The organism is Planococcus chinensis (assembly GCF_020071995.1).
Taxonomy (GTDB): Bacteria; Bacillota; Bacilli; order Bacillales_A; family Planococcaceae; genus Planococcus; species Planococcus chinensis_A.
The window spans coordinates 134,557-151,615 of sequence record NZ_JABWTK010000001.1; the positions used below are offsets into that span (position 1 = coordinate 134,557).

The 17,059-nt window shown below is 48.7% G+C and carries 19 protein-coding genes; 11 read left to right on the forward strand and 8 right to left on the reverse strand.

Annotated elements, in window-relative coordinates:
• Nucleotides 1-27: 27 nt before the first annotated feature.
• Together HU147_RS00655 and HU147_RS00660 are read left to right on the forward strand one after the other, a co-directional pair.
• A complete protein-coding gene (locus HU147_RS00655; RefSeq protein ID WP_224074399.1) occupies nucleotides 28-1,077 on the forward strand; it encodes an NAD(P)/FAD-dependent oxidoreductase in 1,050 nt (349 codons plus the stop codon).
• Between the two features lie 80 nt (nucleotides 1,078-1,157).
• Nucleotides 1,158-1,574: a cupin domain-containing protein gene (locus tag HU147_RS00660; protein WP_224074400.1), complete on the forward strand. Its 417-nt coding sequence runs from the start codon at nucleotides 1,158-1,160 to the stop codon at nucleotides 1,572-1,574.
• Between the two features lie 45 nt (nucleotides 1,575-1,619).
• Here the strand turns inward: HU147_RS00660 and HU147_RS00665 are convergent, their stop codons facing one another.
• The 5 genes from HU147_RS00665 to HU147_RS00685 form a co-directional block, all read right to left on the reverse strand.
• The gene (locus HU147_RS00665) at nucleotides 1,620-2,816 is read right to left on the reverse strand and encodes an MFS transporter (RefSeq protein ID WP_224074854.1); all 1,197 of its coding nucleotides are present in this window, start codon (nucleotides 2,814-2,816) and stop codon (nucleotides 1,620-1,622) included.
• Nucleotides 2,817-2,933: 117 nt separating this feature from the next.
• Entirely contained in the window at nucleotides 2,934-4,133 is a 1,200-nt protein-coding gene (locus HU147_RS00670) for an MFS transporter (RefSeq protein WP_224074401.1), read from the reverse strand.
• Nucleotides 4,130-4,531 carry a MarR family winged helix-turn-helix transcriptional regulator gene (locus HU147_RS00675; protein WP_224074402.1) on the reverse strand — a complete coding sequence of 134 codons (402 nt, stop codon included), beginning with the start codon at nucleotides 4,529-4,531 and terminating at the stop codon, nucleotides 4,130-4,132. The genes HU147_RS00670 and HU147_RS00675 overlap by 4 nt, the downstream gene beginning before the upstream one ends.
• Nucleotides 4,532-4,713: 182 nt before the next feature.
• Complete coding sequence (locus tag HU147_RS00680; protein WP_224074403.1) at nucleotides 4,714-5,556, reverse strand: aldo/keto reductase; 843 nt, start codon at nucleotides 5,554-5,556, stop codon at nucleotides 4,714-4,716.
• Between the two features lie 67 nt (nucleotides 5,557-5,623).
• Nucleotides 5,624-6,850 carry an MFS transporter gene (locus HU147_RS00685; RefSeq protein WP_224074404.1) on the reverse strand — a complete coding sequence of 409 codons (1,227 nt, stop codon included), beginning with the start codon at nucleotides 6,848-6,850 and terminating at the stop codon, nucleotides 5,624-5,626.
• A 160-nt stretch (nucleotides 6,851-7,010) separates the two neighbouring features.
• Between HU147_RS00685 and HU147_RS00690 the strand changes: the two genes are divergently transcribed.
• The 3 genes from HU147_RS00690 (at nucleotide 7,011) to HU147_RS00700 (ending at nucleotide 8,927) form a co-directional block, all read left to right on the forward strand.
• Nucleotides 7,011-7,373 (forward strand): winged helix-turn-helix transcriptional regulator, encoded by a 363-nt coding sequence (locus HU147_RS00690; RefSeq protein WP_224074405.1) that lies wholly within the window; start codon nucleotides 7,011-7,013, stop codon nucleotides 7,371-7,373.
• A 145-nt stretch (nucleotides 7,374-7,518) separates the two neighbouring features.
• Nucleotides 7,519-8,331 (forward strand): protein phosphatase 2C domain-containing protein, encoded by an 813-nt coding sequence (locus tag HU147_RS00695; RefSeq protein ID WP_224074406.1) that lies wholly within the window; start codon nucleotides 7,519-7,521, stop codon nucleotides 8,329-8,331.
• Between the two features lie 20 nt (nucleotides 8,332-8,351).
• Complete coding sequence (locus HU147_RS00700) at nucleotides 8,352-8,927, forward strand: GNAT family N-acetyltransferase (RefSeq protein ID WP_224074407.1); 576 nt, start codon at nucleotides 8,352-8,354, stop codon at nucleotides 8,925-8,927.
• A 132-nt stretch (nucleotides 8,928-9,059) separates the two neighbouring features.
• On the opposite strand, the gene HU147_RS00705 is transcribed toward HU147_RS00700, so the two are convergent.
• Nucleotides 9,060-9,899 carry an aldo/keto reductase gene (locus HU147_RS00705; RefSeq protein WP_224074408.1) on the reverse strand — a complete coding sequence of 280 codons (840 nt, stop codon included), beginning with the start codon at nucleotides 9,897-9,899 and terminating at the stop codon, nucleotides 9,060-9,062.
• 170 nt (nucleotides 9,900-10,069) lie between these two features.
• On the opposite strand from HU147_RS00705, the gene HU147_RS00710 reads away from it, so the two are divergent.
• Complete coding sequence (locus HU147_RS00710) at nucleotides 10,070-10,930, forward strand: AraC family transcriptional regulator (RefSeq protein ID WP_224074409.1); 861 nt, start codon at nucleotides 10,070-10,072, stop codon at nucleotides 10,928-10,930.
• A 164-nt stretch (nucleotides 10,931-11,094) separates the two neighbouring features.
• A complete protein-coding gene (gene gntK / locus HU147_RS00715) occupies nucleotides 11,095-12,639 on the forward strand; it encodes a gluconokinase (RefSeq protein WP_224074410.1) in 1,545 nt (514 codons plus the stop codon).
• 124 nt (nucleotides 12,640-12,763) lie between these two features.
• On the opposite strand, the gene HU147_RS00720 is transcribed toward gntK, so the two are convergent.
• The gene (locus HU147_RS00720) at nucleotides 12,764-13,306 is read right to left on the reverse strand and encodes an RDD family protein (protein WP_224074411.1); all 543 of its coding nucleotides are present in this window, start codon (nucleotides 13,304-13,306) and stop codon (nucleotides 12,764-12,766) included.
• A gap of 148 nt (nucleotides 13,307-13,454) precedes the next feature.
• On the opposite strand from HU147_RS00720, the gene HU147_RS00725 reads away from it, so the two are divergent.
• The 4 genes from HU147_RS00725 to HU147_RS00740 all read left to right on the forward strand — a co-directional run bounded on the left by HU147_RS00725 (nucleotide 13,455) and on the right by HU147_RS00740 (nucleotide 16,935).
• Nucleotides 13,455-15,113 carry an FAD-binding dehydrogenase gene (locus tag HU147_RS00725; protein ID WP_224074412.1) on the forward strand — a complete coding sequence of 553 codons (1,659 nt, stop codon included), beginning with the start codon at nucleotides 13,455-13,457 and terminating at the stop codon, nucleotides 15,111-15,113.
• Entirely contained in the window at nucleotides 15,113-15,433 is a 321-nt protein-coding gene (locus HU147_RS00730; protein ID WP_224074413.1) for a hypothetical protein, read from the forward strand. The genes HU147_RS00725 and HU147_RS00730 overlap by 1 nt, the downstream gene beginning before the upstream one ends.
• Complete coding sequence (locus HU147_RS00735) at nucleotides 15,426-15,860, forward strand: GNAT family N-acetyltransferase (RefSeq protein ID WP_224074414.1); 435 nt, start codon at nucleotides 15,426-15,428, stop codon at nucleotides 15,858-15,860. Before HU147_RS00730 ends, HU147_RS00735 begins: the two co-directional genes overlap by 8 nt.
• Nucleotides 15,861-16,020: 160 nt before the next feature.
• Nucleotides 16,021-16,935, forward strand: coding sequence for a DMT family transporter (locus HU147_RS00740; RefSeq protein WP_224074415.1), 915 nt, complete (start codon nucleotides 16,021-16,023; stop codon nucleotides 16,933-16,935).
• Here HU147_RS00740 and HU147_RS00745 read toward each other — a convergent pair.
• A complete protein-coding gene (locus HU147_RS00745) occupies nucleotides 16,921-17,058 on the reverse strand; it encodes a hypothetical protein (RefSeq protein WP_224074416.1) in 138 nt (45 codons plus the stop codon). The two genes, HU147_RS00740 and HU147_RS00745, sit on opposite strands and share 15 nt — an antisense overlap.
• Between the last annotated feature and the right edge of the window lies 1 nt (nucleotide 17,059).

Consider the following 17,059-nt stretch of genomic DNA (forward strand, 5'->3'; position numbering starts at 1 on the left):
AAAATTGACAAGAGGAGTGGATTATTTATGGGCGAAACAGATATTTTCGACGTCACCATCATCGGCGGTGGGCCAGCCGGACTATATTCAGCTTTTTACAGTGGATTAAGAGAAATGAAAACCAAACTGATTGAGTACCAGCCGCAGCTTGGCGGAAAAATCCATGTCTATCCGGAAAAAATGATTTGGGACGTCGGCGGGCAGATGCCAATCCAAGGCGCTAAGCTCATTGATCAGCTTGTTACACAAGGACTGACGTTCAATCCGGAAGTCGTATTAAATGAGAAAATCGAAGCGATTAACCGGAATGAAGACGGTCTTTTTGAATTGACCGGTTCTTCAGGTGAACGCCACTTGTCTAAAACAATCATTGTCGCTGTAGGAGGAGGCATCTTAAACCCTCAAAAACTTGAAATCAACGGTGCAGAACGTTTTGAAGTGTCGAATCTCAACTACACCGTGAAATCACTCGGCCGCTTTAAAGGCAAGACCGTCCTGATTTCGGGCGGAGGCAATTCCGCTGTCGACTGGGCCAATGAACTGGAACCGATTGCGGAAAAAGTCTATGTGACCTACCGGAAGCAGGAGCTGGCCGGCCACGAAGCCCAAGTGAAGCAGCTGATGAACAGTTCAGCTGAATGCCTATTGAATACCACAATTACAAAATTGATCGCTTCTGACGGCCGCGATGCCATTGAACTCGTTGAACTGACAAATCAGGAAACGGGCGCCACTTCGCTGCTGCCAATTGATGAAGTCATCATCAACCATGGCTACGAACGCGATGCAACCTTGCTGGAGCAAAGCGGACTGGATATTGAAATTGCAGACGGCTATTATATCGCTGGCAACGCCAACAGTGAATCTTCCGTTCCGGGCTTGTACGCAGCAGGTGACATCCTGCAGCATCCAGGAAAACTTAACCTGATCGCCGGGACATTCCAGGATGCGGCAAATGCTGTCAACAAAGCGAAGCAGTTTATCCAGCCGGATGCCTATGGTATGGCCATGGTGTCATCGCATAACGAAGTTTTCAAAGAGCGCAACAAAGAACTGGTCAAGCAGTTGATCAATTAATCTGAAGGAATCCTTGTTTGAACGGCTACATTCAAAGGTATAGAAGGGATGTCTAATTAAATTCAAAGGAGGAATTCTGAATGGATTTTAAAGATCACGGAAAAGAACCGTACGTGGTGAATATCGAAGAAGCGACAACGAAAAATGATAATTTCCGGACGACGATTTGGACCGGCGAAAACTTGCAAGTCACGGTCATGAGCGTTGAACCGGGCGATGACATCGGACTCGAAAAGCATGAAGGCGACCAATTCCTGCGCATCGAAGGCGGCAGCGGATTTGTCCAGATGGGCGACAGCGAAGACAACCTGACGTTTGAACAGGATGCAAAAGACGACGACGCCATCATGATTCCAGCCGGCAAATACCATAACGTAACCAATAAAGGCGATGAGCCATTGAAAGTCTACTCTATCTACGCACCGCCTGAACATGAGCCGGGCACTGTCCACAAGACAAAAGCCGAAGCGGACGCTGCAGAAGCGGAAGAAGAATAAAAGCATATATGAAAAGGGCATCCTCTGAGGATGCCCTTTTTTACGTTAAGCCGAAGCAAGCCGGTTGGCCTGGTGTTCTTTTTTACCGTGCAGAAAATAATAAAGAATGGAAACTGCAGCGACTACCCCGCCTAAAATGGCATACATTGTGCTGTAGCCGGTCATGACTATGATAAAACCAAGAAGATAAGGGCCAAATCCAAGCCCGGCATCCATGAAAATAAAGAAAGTCGACGTTGCCAATCCCATGCGGTGCGGCGGCGTCAGTTTGATGGCGACGGCTTGGCTTGTGGACTGCATATTGCCGAAGCCAAGGCCGATCAAGAAACCGGAAAGCAAAAACGGTAAAGTCGTTTCTGCGGTGCTTAGCAGCAGAAGCCCCACCGCGAAAATGAAGAATGCCGGATACATGACGTAATTCGCACCTTTGGCATCCATAAGCCGGCCGGTGAAGGGCCTTGAGAAAAGAACCGCGATGGAGTAAACGATGAAGAAAAAGCTCGCAGCTTCCACTAGCCCGCGTTCGACGGCATAGAAGTTGATGAACGACAAAACGCCCGCGTAGCAAAAAGCGACAATGAAGATGACCAACGTAATCGGCACCGCTTTCGGTTCTACAAAATGAGACAGTTTGAATCCTTTTATTTCATCTTTAGCAGGCAGAGCATCGATGGGCGGCACGGTGACAAAAAAGGAAATGGCCAGGCTGGCTGCACCACAGGCAAGACACAGCGCAAAGAGCATTTCATAGCTCGAGTGCTGGTTCATGTAAAGGCCGATAAACGGTCCGATGGCTGTCGCCAACGTGTTGCTGAGGCTGAAATAACCGATTCCTTCGCCTTTTCGTGATGCCGGGATGATCTGGGCTACGATTGTGCCGGCGGCGGTTGCCGCAAACCCGAGCATCATGCCATGCAAAAAGCGGTTGAACATCAGAAACGGAAGCCCAAGCTCCAGAAAATAAAAGAATGTGGTAAGCGTGAACAGGGCGAGACCGATTACCATCGTTCTTTTGCGTCCAATGCGATCCAAAAATCGTCCGATCATCAGGCGGCCGGCCAATACGCCAATGATGAAAATGCCGGTCACGAGGCCCGCTTCGCTAGTGGAAGCTCCATAAGTGTCGCCGGCATAAACCGCGATAGTTACCATCAAAAGGTAAAAAATCAAGACCAGAAAGAAGTTGACGGAAGAGGTAAGGATAAAATCCTTAGTCCATAGCCGGGGATTTGATGAAATCAATTTCAAGCGTCACTCCTTTATCTCTTTTTTTACTAGTTTCCCAGATGAAGGATGGGAAAGCAATTTGTCGGCTGCGGAAAACCAAAAAAGGCATCCCTATAAGGATGCCTTTCAAACTTATGATACCGACATGGTCTCGTTTGCTGCGTGTTCTTTCTTGCCATGCAGCAAGTAATACAAGAACGCTGTGGCCAGCGCCGCAATGGCTAAAATCACGTACATATTGCTGTAGCCGGTAATGGGAATCATAAAACCCAAAATATACGGACCGAATCCGAGGCCGGCGTCCATAAAGATAAAGAATGTTGAAGTGGCAAGCCCCATGCGGTGAGGCGGCGTCAATTTGACGGCCACTGCCTGTGTGGTTGATTGCATATTGCCGAAACCAAGGCCGATCAGTGCACCCGACAACAGTAACGTAACACTATTGTCTGCCGTACTCAGCAAAAATAGACCAAGGGCAAAGACAGCAAAAGCGGGATACATGACGTAGTTCGCGCCTTTCACGTCCATCAAACGGCCGGTGAATGGGCGCGAAGCCAAGACGGCTAATGCGTAGACCACGAAGAACATGCTGGCCGTGTCGACCAGGTCGATTTCAATGGCGTAGAAATTGATGAACGACAGCACACTCGCGTAACATAAGCTGACCGCTAGTGTAATAAAGGCGATCGGAACCGCTTTCGGTTCGAGGAAATTCGAAAGGCTGAAACCTTTTGTTTGTGCCGACGCGGGAGCTGCTTCCAAAGGTGGCACCTGAACAAACAAGGAAACGAGTAAACTGATGGCTCCTAAAGCGAGGCAAAGGCCGAAAATGACTTCAAAGCTGGTGCGCTGAGTCATGAAAAGGCCGATAAAAGGGCCGATCGCCGTCGCCATTGTGGCACTCATACTGAAATAGCCGATGCCTTCCCCTTTGCGGGACATCGGGATGATCTGAGCTACGATGGTACCCGCTGCCGTACTGGCGATTCCTAAGGTCATGCCGTGCAACAGGCGGTTGACCATCAAGAAAGGAAGGCCGAGCTGCACGTAGTAAAGAAGGGTGGTGACGGTGAACAAGGCGAGGCCGATAAGCAAGGTCCGTTTCCGGCCGATTTTGTCGATGACCCGGCCAATCCCTAAACGGCCGATCAACGTGCCGATGATGAAAATCCCGGTAACGAGGCCTGCTTCACTGGTAGTGGCGCTGAATTCCTCAACGGCATATTTGCCGATGGTAACAATTAATAGATAAAAGATTAAAATAAGAAAAAAGTTGATTAAGGACGCTATGATAAAATTCTTTGTCCATAATGGCGGTTTGTTTTGATTCACTTGCTCGACTCCTTACTGATTAGTTGATTGCGTATTGCGTTCATGACTTCGATAGCTTCCAGCTGCTGCTCCTCGGAAATTCCTTCGAGAATATCCTGTTCAAACCGGTCGACCGTCACCCGGACTTCTGTGTATACTTTTTGACCAAGCGCGGTCAGCTTCATCGGCTTTTCGCGCCGGTCTTTTCCAGGAATGTGCTCGATAAAGCCGGATTCCTCCAAGCTTCTGATAATCCGGGTCATTGTCGGTTTTTCGACGCGCTGATACTGGGCAAGCTCGACCAATGTTGCAGATTCGTTATTGGCCAGGTAATAGAGAATTGTCCATTCCGCCCGGTACAAGCCATGTTTGCCAAGCTCTATATTGAGGTGGTGCTCAAAAGGCCGGTACAACAGCATAAATTGGTGGAAAAATTGCTGAAACGTTTTAATGGGAAGACCTCCTCTTAAAAATAGTTAGTCTGGTTAATAGTTAGTTAAGCTAACTAATATATATTATCAAATTTGAAGGCATCTGTCTAATTCGTATTTAGGAAAAGAAAAAACAGACAAGCTCTTTTAAAGAGATTGTCTGTTGCCAATTAAAAATCAAAGTTATCCGGGTCGGGCCCTACGCGCTTGTTTTGGTTTAATGCTTCCATGCGGTCCATATCTTCTATCGAAAGTTCGAAATCATAAATAGAAGCATTTTCAATGATCCGCTGTTCATTGGTCGATTTCGGGATGGTCACGACCCCGTTTTGCAGATCCCATCTCAAAATCACTTGGGCAACTGATTTATTGTATTTCTCTGCAATTTCTTTCAGCACAGGCTGATTCAATAATTCACCGGCCATCAATGGCGACCAGGCTTCCAACTGAATGCCTTGTTCTATGCAAAAAGCCTGAACTTCTTTTTGCGTAAGGTACGGATGGTATTCAACCTGGTTGACCATCGGTTTGATCTCGGCTTCTTGCAGCAGATCTTTCAAATGATGGACCTGGAAGTTGCTGACGCCGATGGATTTGACGCGTCCGTCTTTGTACAAAGTTTCTAAAGCTTTCCAGGCCTCTTTGTATTTTCCTTCAACCGGCCAGTGGATAAGGTATAAATCCAAGTATTCCAAACCAAGTCGCTGCAAACTTGCTTCATAGGCAGCAATGGTGGATTCATAGCCTAAATCTGCATTCCAGACTTTTGAGGTCACAAACAAATCCTTTCGTGAAATGCCGGCTTCTGCCATCCCTTCCCGGATTCCTTGGCCGACGCCTTCTTCATTGCCATAGATGGCTGCGGTATCAATGCTGCGATAGCCATTTTTAATAGCGGCTTTGACTGCATTTACGAGCTCAGGTCCTTCAGAAACTCTAAAAACACCTAATCCGAACCAGGGCATTTCTACACCATTTTGTAATTTAACTGTATCTTGCAAGGTTTTTTCCATTATTGATCATCCTCCTGTGTAATAAAAATATTCCTGTTAGTAAATTCATAACCCAAAATCCTATGCCTCAACCCAGCTGGGTGTCCTGTACCGGATGCAGCGGCATTTCCTTACTCAGGGACTTGCGCTCGAGCAAACGGCTCCAGCCGGTCAAAATGACAGCGGCAAATACCATCAATCCGCCTGCCCAAGCAGTATGAATGAGCCCCATAGAGTCAGCGATCAGGCCGCCGAAATAAGCGCCTAATGCAATGCCGGCGTTAAATGCGGCAATATTGATAGCAGAAGCGACATCGACTGCACTTGGTACGAAACGTTCAGCGAGCATCACTACATATACCTGCAGACCCGGTACGTTCATGAAAGCGAACAAGCCCATCAGTAGAATAGTAATTAGTCCGGCAACTTTAAAAGGAGCGGTAAACGTTAAAACCATCAAGATGACTGCCTGGATCAAAAACATGTAAAACAGCGCGTTGATCGGGTTGCGGTTGGATAATTTGCCGCCGATGGTATTCCCGGCAGCAATGGCAAGGCCATAAACCAGCAGAATCAGCGTGACGGTTCCGGATTTGAATCCGGTAACTTCTTGCAGCAAAGGCGATAAATACGTGAAAACAACGAACGTTCCTCCATACCCCAATGCAGTGATGATAAAAACCAATAGCAATCGGCCATTTGTAACTAATTTAAGCTGATCGCCAAATGTCGTGCGGGCTCCTTTCGGCAAATCGGATGGAACCAGGATGCTGTTGCCGATCAACGCAATAACCCCGATGATGACAATTGTGAAAAATGCAAAGCGCCATCCGAATAATTGACCGATAAAAGTGCCGAATGGGACGCCCGTGACGGTCGCAACCGTTAATCCAGTAAACATGATGGCAATGGCACTTGCTCTTTTATGAGAAGGAACAAGGTCTGCGGCAATCGTTGCGCCAATTGCCATGAAGATGCCATGGGCAAGAGCAGAAACGACACGGGCAATCAGCAGCAAACCAACTGTTCCGGCCATGGCCGCCATCAAATTTCCGGCGATAAAAACCACCATAATCCAAAGCAATAAAGATTTCCGTGACATATTGGACGTCAGCGAGGTAAGGACCGGTGCTCCGAACATGACGCCCAGTGCATAGATGGATACGGTGAGGCCAGCGGTGGTAACCGAGATATCCAGATCTTCTGCAATCATCGGCAACAGGCCGACGCTGATGAATTCTGTAGTGCCAATGGCAAATGCACTGAGTGCTAAAGCTAAAAGGGCAAAGGTGCTTCTTTTTCTATCTGTAGACATTCTTTTCTCCTCCAAAATAAGAATAATATCGTTGTGTTTCAACCGATAAATGTTAGTATGGGACATACAGAAAACAAAGAGAAGTACGCACTTTAAAGTGCTATAGACACTGAAAAGTACTATAGGAACTTTTTGGTTCCCATGAAAAGGAGAAGAAATGATGAAGCATAAGAAATACAACATATCGGTAGAAGCAACACTGGAAGTCATTGGAGGCAAATGGAAATGCGTCATTTTGTGCCACCTGATGCGAGGCAAGAAGCGGACCAGTGAATTGCGTCGCTTGATGCCGGACATTACTCAGAAAATGCTGACGCAGCAATTGCGCGAATTGGAGTCTGATGGCGTCATTAACCGCATTGTTTACAATCAGGTGCCGCCAAAAGTGGAGTACGAATTGAGTGAATACGGGGAAAGCCTTGAAGGAATCTTGAATTCACTTTGCACATGGGGAGACGGCCATATTACGAAAGTTTACGGCAATAAATCCGACATGCTGGAAGAAAGTATTTTAAATGAATAGCAAACTAAAGAAAAAGCGGGTTGCTTCGGCAAGCGGCTTTTTTTGTACAAAAAAACGGATTTCTCATTTACCTTAAGGAATTTTGTTCCATTCCTCCACCAATTCCCATATAATTTTAGAAATATCCAAAAAGGGGGAAGGGCATTTGGAAAAAGCAGCGGAAAGCTTTAGTTGGGTCGGGAGCGGCGACAATTTTGTCGACCGGCCGCATGTCCTTTCTTTCAGCCATTTAACTATTGGGCGCTTCGGCGGCAATTCAGCGGCGGGGCAGTACAAGAACGAAGACGGCTGCCTGGTGTGGATGAACGCACAGACAGATTGGGAATTCGTCCTATTGCTGGATGCGCACAATACGGCAGAGAGCGCGGAGAAAGTCTTGGAACAAGTGGAATCCCATAAAGCAACGCTGGAAATTTTGTTGAATCAGCCGCTTGGTCTTGCCTATTTTCAGTCGTTTGAAAAAAAGGTGCTCGCTATGTTCCAAGCGGAAGAATTCCGCAAAGTCTGCCGGAATGTCCAGGGAGAAACGGCTTGTTTGATTGCCGTCCGAAAAGGCAAATACGTCTGGTGGTTTTCGGTCGGCGACTGCCTGTTGTATCTGTTTCATCCGGAACTGGCTAAATTTGGGCAATATCAGCTGAACCAGCGCCAATTTTACGAATGGATAGGGCAAGTGAACACTTTTGAAGGAGCAGTGCCTTGTTATTCAAGCGGCACCCGGGAATTGCGCCAAGGGGATAATCATTTGTTCCTGACGACCGATGGTTTGATTGAATGCCCGGGTGAACCGTTCGCGGAACCGCAAGCGATAAAGGAACGTTTTAAAGACGTTTCAAATGAGCAAGGTGTAGCGGCGCTGTTGGAAAATATCCGGGAAAAAGGTGTGCGAGACAGCACCACCGTGATTTCCTGGGAAATATCGATTTATGAAAAAGCAGCAATGGCCAGCAATCAATGAAGAGGGAAGGAATGTTGAGGATGAACGAGATTTATCAAACAGTGCCGATTCTGGAAACTGAGCGGTTGATTCTGCGGAAATTGGTGATGGCCGATGCAATAGACATGTTCCGCTACGCTTCTGAGCCGGCTGTTTCCCGGTTCATGCCATGGGATGTACATAAAACAATTGAAGATACAAAAGAGTTTTTGGCTTTTATTCTAAAAGCATACGAACAGCAGAAAAAACTGACGTGGGCAATTGAATTGAAGGCAACCGGTCAAATGATCGGCACCATCGACTATGTTAACTGGCTGCCAAAGCGCTTTAAAGCGGAAATTGCTTATACGCTATCACATGAATACTGGGGCCAAGGCTTGATGAGGGAAGCCGCGGATGGCTTATTGGCATTCGGTTTTGACCAAATGGGATTAAACAAAGTCGAAGCGCCGATTATGCTGGATAATGTCCAGTCCCGGCGCCTCGCGGAAAAGCTCGGCATGCAGCAGGAGGGCATAGCGCGGGACCATATGGTCATCAAAGGGAAATTTGTCGATCTTGCCATGTACACAATTTTGAAGCGGGAATACAAGGGGGCGCAGACAGAATCTTTTTAGAGAGGAAGAATAGGAAGATAAAGTCGGTATCAAACCTGCAAATCAGATGGAATTTTGCTGTTTACAGGACTCCAACTGCTTTTCAATCATTTGAATCAGAAAACCGCTGCCTTTTGAGGGCAGCGGTTTTGTTTAGAAATTGAAATTATCCGGATCGGCTCCGCTCCGTTTGTTTTCATTCAATGCGGAAATACGTTCCATATCCTCTTCCGTAAGTTCGAAATCAAAAACCTGGGAGTTCTGGATGATGCGGAATTCCTTGGCCGATTTTGGAATGGTGACGACGCCGTTTTGCAGGTCCCAGCGAAGAATGACTTGGGCTACAGTTTTTTCAAGCTTCGAAGCAATTTCCACGAGCAGCGGCTCCTCGAGCAGTTTGCCTTGCATAAGCGGGGACCAGGCTTCCAGCTGAATACTGTGGGATTTGCAGAATTCGTGAAGCTCTTTTTGTGTCAGAAGCGGATGGTATTCGACCTGGTTGACCATCGGTTTGATTTCGGCATCTTTCAGCAGTTCTTCCAAGTGGTGGATATGGAAATTGCTGACGCCGATTGCTTTGACGCGGCCTTCCTTATACAAAGTCTCCAGCGCGCGCCAGGCGTCTTTGAATTTGCCTTTAACTGGCCAATGAATCAAATACAGGTCCAGATAATCCAAACCGGTTTTCTTGAGGCTCGTGTTATAAGCGGCAAGCGCTGATTCATAGCCAAGGTCCGAATTCCAGACCTTTGAAGTGATGAACAAATCTTCGCGCGAGAGGCCGGTTGCTTGAAGTCCTTCACGGATTCCTCGGCCGACTCCTTTTTCATTGCCATACAAGGCAGCGGTGTCGAAGCTTCGGTAGCCATGGCCGATGGCGGTTTTGACCGCATTGGCTACTTCGTCGCCGTCTTCAGCCCCGGATAGCCCCAGACCGAACCAGGGCATTTTCACGCCATTATGCAAAGTGGTGGTATCTTGCAAGTGCTCCATATCGTTTGACCTCCAATTAAAGTAGTTTTTTGAAAAATCACACATTATGATAGAAGTATGAACGAGGCGGAAGGAATCTGCAAACATTATGAAGACCTGTCTGAAGTGAGCATTTATTGACAGGAACCTGCTCTTCGAAAGGAATAAGATACAAGTAAGGAGTGAGCGATATGGGATGGGTGGAATCGCTGCAACAGGCAATCGACTATATGGAAGACCATTTGGAGGAGCCGCTGGCCATCGAACAAATTGCAAGGCGGGCAAATGCTTCGGTGTTTCATTTTCAGCGGACATTTACGATTTTGACTGATATGACGGTTGGAGAATATCTGCGGGGGAGGCGTTTGACCTTGGCGGCCCATGAATTGTCGACTACGGACAACAAGATCATCGATATCGCCTACAAATATGGCTATGACACTCCGGAAGCGTTCGCCAAGGCTTTTCGGCGGCAGCACGGCATCACGCCGAGCGAAGCCCGAAGAAATCTGGGAGGGCTGAAATCCTATAACCGCCTGGTGATCCAGGTGAAACTGAGAGGAGCAGAACCGATGAAGTACAAAGTCGTGGAAAGAGGCAGCTTTAAAGTGGTGGGCTTCAAGCGGACATTTTCAACTTTGAACGATGAAAACATGCGGGGCATCCCGCAGATGTGGCAGGAAACCAACGCCAGCGGTTTGGATGAAAAGCTGTTTGAATTGAACCGCGGAGAGATTGAAGGGGTGTTGGGTGTCTGCGTTGCAGGAGAAGGCACCCATATGGATTACTGGATTGCAGCTGAGACAGACAGCACGGCAGGAGAATTCGAAGAGATGGAGATTCCGGCATCCAAATGGGGCGTGTTTGAAGTGCATGGCCCGATGCCGGATGCCATGCAGGATGCCTGGAAAAAGATTTTCACAGAATGGTTTCCATCCAATCCTTACGAACCAGCAGGCACACCGGAGCTCGAAGTATACCCACACGAAAATGCGTACCAGCCGGATTCCTATTCGGAAATTTGGATTCCGTTGAAAAACAAAGAAGAGTGAACTGGAAAAAGCGGCCTTCACTTGGTGCAGCTGCTTTTTTCAATTGTGCCTGGATTGTGCGGCTGTCAGGCACCGCGAAGAGAAAGAGGATTCAGCCGCTGGGTGAAGAAAGGTAAGGGAACGAATTAAAATCTCACCGAAACATCCAGAAAGGGGGAAACCGGGTGCCCGAAAAATCCTATTATCTTGGCGTCGATATAGGAACAACTTCAACGAAAGCAGTGCTCTTCGATAGGGGCGGGACAGTAAAAGAAAGCGAAACCGTTTTCTATCCGCTCCATACGCCGAACCAGCTTGTGGCCGAGCAGGACCCGGAAGAAATTTTCCATGCAGTATTGGCTACTGTGAGGGAAGCGATCCGCAAAAGCCGCATTCCTGCGCAAGCTTTAAAGCTGGTGGCTTTCAGTGCGGCGATGCACAGTTTGATTGCTGTCGGAAAAGACGGAAAGCTGCTGACCCGAAGCATCACCTGGGCGGATACCCGTAGTGCCAAGCAGTCAAAAAAGATCAAGGAAGAAATGGACGGGCATGCCATCTACCTTCGGACAGGTACGCCGATTCATGCGATGTCGCCGCTGTCCAAATTGGTTTGGCTAAAGGAAGAGGAACCGGCTATCTTTGAACAGGCCGAAAAATTTATCGGCATCAAAGAATTTATTTTCCATAAATTATTCGGTGAATATGTTATTGATCATTCGCTTGCTTCTGCCACCGGATTGTTCAATTTGGAGAACCTCGATTGGGACGAAGGCGCACTAGAAGTTGCCGGAGTGGAAGCCAGCCGTTTGTCGCACCTTGTACCGACGACATATCAGATGGCAGGAGTGAAGCCGGAATATGCCGCATTTATGGGAATCCGGGAAGATGTGCCATTTGTCGTTGGGGCCAGTGACGGTGTTTTGGCAAACCTGGGCGTAGGTGCCGTTGCCCCTGGCATTGTGGCTGTTACGATCGGGACAAGCGGGGCGGTCCGAACGGTTTTGCCAAAGCCGAAAACCGATCCAAAAGGGCGGACGTTCTGTTATGCATTGACGGAAAACCAGTGGGTCGTTGGGGGGCCGGTCAATAATGGCGGCATCGTCCTGCGCTGGCTGCGGGATGAGTTTGCGCCTTCGGAAGTGGAAACCGCCAAGCGGCTGGGAATCGATCCTTACGACGTATTAACTCAAATCGCTTCCACCGTAAATGCCGGTGCAGACGGGCTGTTGTTTCATCCCTATCTGACGGGCGAACGGGCGCCACTTTGGGACGCCAACGCCCGAGGCTCCTTTTTTGGACTAAGCATCCATCATCAAAAACAGCACATGATCCGGGCTGTGCTGGAAGGCATTGTCTTCAATTTGTATACGGTTCTGCTCGCCGTTGAAGAGTTGATAGGCGAACCCGTGCATATCCAAGCGTCTGGCGGATTTGCCCGCTCGGACATGTGGCGCCAGTTGATGGCAGACGTCTTCGATAAACCGGTCACCGTGCCGGAAAGCTTTGAGAGTTCCTGCCTCGGAGCGGTCGTGCTCGGCATGTATGCAACGGGCGAAATTGAAGACTTCAGCATCGTCTCTGACATGATCGGCGAAACTCGTACCCATCACCCGGACAAGACGCCAAGCAAAACCTACAGAGAACTGCTGCCAATCTATATCCGGTTATCGCGTCTTTTGAAAGAAGAGTATGAAAGCATTGCCGAATTTCAGCGCAATCATATGGAATGAAAAAAGCGTTTCGGACTTGTCTTCCAGCAAGTTCGAACGCTTTTTATATTGATATGGAGTGGTGTGAGCATAAAGCGGGCGAATTTGGGTGTATCTATCGGAAACTTGGACTTTTCCAAAGCTTTTATTTCCCGGCCGATTTGATGACAGCCGTTCCGGCCATTAAATCGTATAAAGACTGTTTGTTTTTTGTGAACAAAGCTGTCAGGAGGTAAGCGAACATCAGTGCATAAATAATTCCACCAACCATAGAGTAGCCGACCGGCACCGGCGAATCCCCTAAATACACCAGCCGGTAAACGAGATAATGGGACAGTTCCCAAGGCAGGAATTTCAAAACCGTCCGAAAAGCCGAATGGAGGAAAGAAAGCGGCTTTCCATTTCGATTCACTACCCATATGCCCATCTTCTTTTTGCCGAAAGACTGGCCGAAAAGCGTTGAATCACTGGCAATAAAGTAAAGGGATACGGGCAAGGTAACCATCAAAAAGCCGGTAAACTGGGCAACTGCCAGAGATCCGTTAAAGAATTCCTGCAAGGATGGGAAGAGCAGGACGTTGAGAGCTGCCAGCAGAACTAAATAGATGAAAATTAAAAGGTAATCAAACAGGAAAGCCTTGAATCGAAGCATAACGGAAGCAGGTGGATTAGAAGTCTGTAAATTCATACCCTCTGGATTCCCCCTAATGTTAATCGTATTTTGCTTAGTCATTCCATGTTATCAGAAAATACTAAAAAATAGCTATAATCTCCTAAACGCTTCTGCTACGATGGAAATAGAGAAGAAGATTGGAAGCAAAAGGGGGAATGACGGGATGAAGTACGATGCAATCGTAGTAGGGGCAGGGCTTGCAGGGTTAGTGGCAGCAACCGAAATCGCGGATAGCGGCAAAAAAGTGCTGCTGCTCGATCAGGAACCGGAAGCATCGCTCGGCGGGCAGGCGTGGTGGTCTTTTGGCGGCTTGTTTTTGGTCGATTCGCCGGAACAGCGGCGCCTTGGCATCAAGGATTCAAAAGAGCTGGCCTGGCAGGACTGGCTCGGTGCAGCCGGCTTTGATAGAGAAGAAGATGAAGATTTCTGGGGCAGGAAATGGGCCGAGGCCTATGTTGATTTCGCCTCCGGCGAAAAGCGGGCATGGCTGGCCGAAATGGGCGTGAAATTTTTCCCGGTGGTCGGTTGGGCGGAACGCGGCGGCTATCTGGCAGAAGGGCACGGCAACTCGGTTCCCCGCTTTCATATTGTCTGGGGAACGGGTCCTGGAATCGTCGAGCCGTTTGAGCGGAAGCTGCGGGAGTACATAAAGGCAGGAATAGTTGAATACCGCCCGCGCCACCAAGTGGATGGGCTAGTGACTGCGGACTCTGCTGTAACGGGAGTGTTCGGTTCAGTGCTCGCTCCAAGCGATGCGCAGCGCGGCGAAGCGAGCTCACGTGAGAAAATCGGAGAATTCTCCCATGAAGCGGCAGCGGTCGTTGTTACGAGCGGCGGCATTGGCGGCAACCATGAGCTGATCCGGAAAAACTGGCCGGAAAGACTGGGAAAAGCGCCGCAGGAAATGCTGTCCGGGGTGCCGGCGCATGTCGACGGCCGGATGCTCGCCATCACGGAAAACACCGGAGGGCGCATCGTTAACCGCGACCGTATGTGGCATTACACGGAAGGCATCAAAAACTGGAATCCGGTCTGGAGCAAACACGGCATCCGGATTTTGCCTGGTCCATCATCCATCTGGCTGGACGCGAAGGGTGACCGATTTCCGGCGCCGAATTTCCCGGGATTCGATACGCTCGGCACCTTGGAAGCGATCCAGAAAACCGGCTACAGCTATTCGTGGTTCATTTTGACGCAAAAAATCATTGAGAAAGAATTTGCGTTGTCGGGTTCTGAGCAAAATCCGGACCTCACCGGCAAAAGCATACGGCAGGTATTGGAGCGCATCCGTCCGGGTGCCACAGCGCCGGTGCAGGCATTTATGGACAAAGGCGAAGACTTTATCATTGCCGATACATTAGAAGAACTGGTCGACGGGATGAACCGGCTGACCGGCGAAGCGCTGCTAGACACCGAACATATCCGGCGCCAGATTGCAGCACGCGACCTTCAGCTGACCAATAAATTCGGAAAAGACCTGCAGGTGACTGCGCTGCACGGTGCACGCAAATACATCGGCGATAAATTGATCCGGGTGGCGAAGCCGCATAAAATTCTAGACCCTGCAAACGGTCCGTTGATTGCCGTGCGCTTGAACATTGTCAGCCGCAAGACACTCGGCGGTCTGCAGACGGATTTGTCAGCCCGCGTTTTGAATGATGCCGGACAGCCGATTCCCGGTCTATATGCGGCCGGGGAAGTAAGTGGATTTGGCGGCGGGGGCGTCCACGGCTACCGCTCGCTTGAAGGGACTTTTCTCGGCGGCTGCCTGTTTTCAGGGAGAGTAGCCGGAAGAGCAGTGGGCGGAAGGGGGATAGAGTAATGGCGAAACATATTAAAGGCCTGGTATGGCTTGTCTTATTATTGATGCTTGCCGGGTTGATATTGATTTTTACCAGTGTTCATTTCGGCATGGCACAGGGGAACAATTGGCTTTTGCGGAATATGGATATCGGGAGCGATCCTGAACTTTATTATTTGGTCGTCGAGACCTATACCGGCAGTTTTATGCTGATTGGCGGCATTTTGTTCGGGGCGGGTCTGCTGATTGGCATTCTGACATTTTTTACATCCGTGTTATTCGATGAAGCAGAAGAAAGCAGCCGAACAGAGCTCCACTTAAAACAAAGCGAAGATGCTTGATCAAGGAAAGGAAGAGCCCGTCTTGGAACTGAAAAAATCGATCACCATCCGCCCTTACGAAGAACGCGACTTCCCGGCAATCCATGAACTGAATAAAGCAGAAGGGTGGAGCAACCTGGCAGAAAAGCGCGAGGACACGAAACAAGCCTGGCGCCATTCCAACGCCGCTTTTATAGCAGAAATGGAAGGGCAAGTGGTGGGCTGCCTGCGCGGCCTTACGGATGGACATATCACATTTTATATTGCGGAGCTGCTGGTTCATCCAGACTGGAGAGGGCAGAAACTGGGCACTTACTTGTTAAACTTTATCCATTCGCTTTATCCGAAGACCCGCTTTGAGCTCTTGGCGAGCCAGACCTCCCGGACATTTTATGAATCTCTCGGCTACCGGGCTTTTTGTGGGTTCCGAAAAACCATAGACGAATAGCAGCGGGTTAGTAAATCTGTAGGCGAATTTATGTCTGTAAAGCGTTTATAGGCGAAGAAAAAGAGGAACTTAAAAGAACATCAGCGTTATTTCAAAGCCGCCTGTCCTTATGAAGAAAACAAAATGAGGGGTTGAAAGATCCGTAAAAAGAGGGATAGCGATGAGTCATCTAAGACTATATATCATCCTTGTCGGCGTCATGTTTGTATGGGGCATTAATCTTCCTGCAGTCAAATATTTAACAGCTCAAATGGAACCGGTGACCATGACGTCTTTCCGTATTTTTCTTGCGGCTGTTACGGTTTTCACCGTGCTGTTTTTTACAGGGCTTGTCCGAAAACTGACAAGAAAGGAATGGCGCTACGTCATAGCGGGGTCTGCGCTGAACGTAGTGATCCATCATTATTTTATATCCGTCGGCCTGTCGCTGACATCCGGAACCAATGCAGGATTGATCATCGGCACGGGTCCGATTATGACAGCTGTCTTTGGTTTATTTCTTCTGCGCTCAAAACCGTCTAGGCTGCAATGGCTTGGATTTATCTTAGGTTTGGTCGGGGTGACGGCGACGGTGCTCGCGGGAAATGGCGAAACAAGCAGGATTTCGGTTGGAGATGCATACATATTCCTGGCGATACTCGGCCAGGTGTTAAGCTACATGGTGATAAGCAAAGCATCAAAGACACTCGATCCGCGCCTGCTGACTGCGTATATGTTTCTCTTGGGTTCAGCAGGATTATTTCTGATCAGCCTATTCCGGGAACCGGGGGAATGGCGCATGTTTGCAGAAATGGATGGCCTGTTCTGGCTGCTGGTCGTCGCTTCCGGAGTTCTTGGCACAGCAATAGGCCATATGCTGTACAACTACTCAGTGGGGCAGATAGGACCGACAAAAACAGCAATTTTCATCAATTTGAATACTTTATTCGCACTCCTGGGATCCGCTTATTTCCTCGGGGAAGTTTTAACCGAGGCGCATTTTCTCGGATTTATACTGATCGCCTTTGGAGTGCTGTTCGGCTCCGGTGCTGCAGAGGAACTGTGGCGGATGCGCATCCAATCAGCAAAACGATAAAGGAGTTGTCGAGAAACATTCCACTTTATAATCCATTTCGCTCCAAATGGACGCTTTCCGCGGGTCCGGCTTCAGCCGCTTCCTTCGCGCTGCTCCCGCAGGAGTCGCCACTTTCCGCTTCATT

Coding starts and splice junctions, on each gene's coding strand:
- HU147_RS00690 (WP_224074405.1), top strand. CDS start 7,011: ATGAAGCATAAGAAATACAACATATCGGTAGAAGCAACACTGGAAGTC.
- HU147_RS00705 (WP_224074408.1), bottom strand. CDS start 9,899: ATGGAGCACTTGCAAGATACCACCACTTTGCATAATGGCGTGAAAATG.
- HU147_RS00700 (WP_224074407.1), top strand. CDS start 8,352: ATGAACGAGATTTATCAAACAGTGCCGATTCTGGAAACTGAGCGGTTG.
- HU147_RS00725 (WP_224074412.1), top strand. CDS start 13,455: ATGAAGTACGATGCAATCGTAGTAGGGGCAGGGCTTGCAGGGTTAGTG.
- HU147_RS00720 (WP_224074411.1), bottom strand. CDS start 13,306: ATGAATTTACAGACTTCTAATCCACCTGCTTCCGTTATGCTTCGATTC.
- HU147_RS00675 (WP_224074402.1), bottom strand. CDS start 4,531: ATGCTGTTGTACCGGCCTTTTGAGCACCACCTCAATATAGAGCTTGGC.
- HU147_RS00730 (WP_224074413.1), top strand. CDS start 15,113: ATGGCGAAACATATTAAAGGCCTGGTATGGCTTGTCTTATTATTGATG.
- HU147_RS00745 (WP_224074416.1), bottom strand. CDS start 17,058: ATGAAGCGGAAAGTGGCGACTCCTGCGGGAGCAGCGCGAAGGAAGCGG.
- HU147_RS00710 (WP_224074409.1), top strand. CDS start 10,070: ATGGGATGGGTGGAATCGCTGCAACAGGCAATCGACTATATGGAAGAC.
- HU147_RS00735 (WP_224074414.1), top strand. CDS start 15,426: ATGCTTGATCAAGGAAAGGAAGAGCCCGTCTTGGAACTGAAAAAATCG.
- HU147_RS00660 (WP_224074400.1), top strand. CDS start 1,158: ATGGATTTTAAAGATCACGGAAAAGAACCGTACGTGGTGAATATCGAA.
- HU147_RS00740 (WP_224074415.1), top strand. CDS start 16,021: ATGAGTCATCTAAGACTATATATCATCCTTGTCGGCGTCATGTTTGTA.
- HU147_RS00655 (WP_224074399.1), top strand. CDS start 28: ATGGGCGAAACAGATATTTTCGACGTCACCATCATCGGCGGTGGGCCA.
- HU147_RS00685 (WP_224074404.1), bottom strand. CDS start 6,850: ATGTCTACAGATAGAAAAAGAAGCACCTTTGCCCTTTTAGCTTTAGCA.
- HU147_RS00680 (WP_224074403.1), bottom strand. CDS start 5,556: ATGGAAAAAACCTTGCAAGATACAGTTAAATTACAAAATGGTGTAGAA.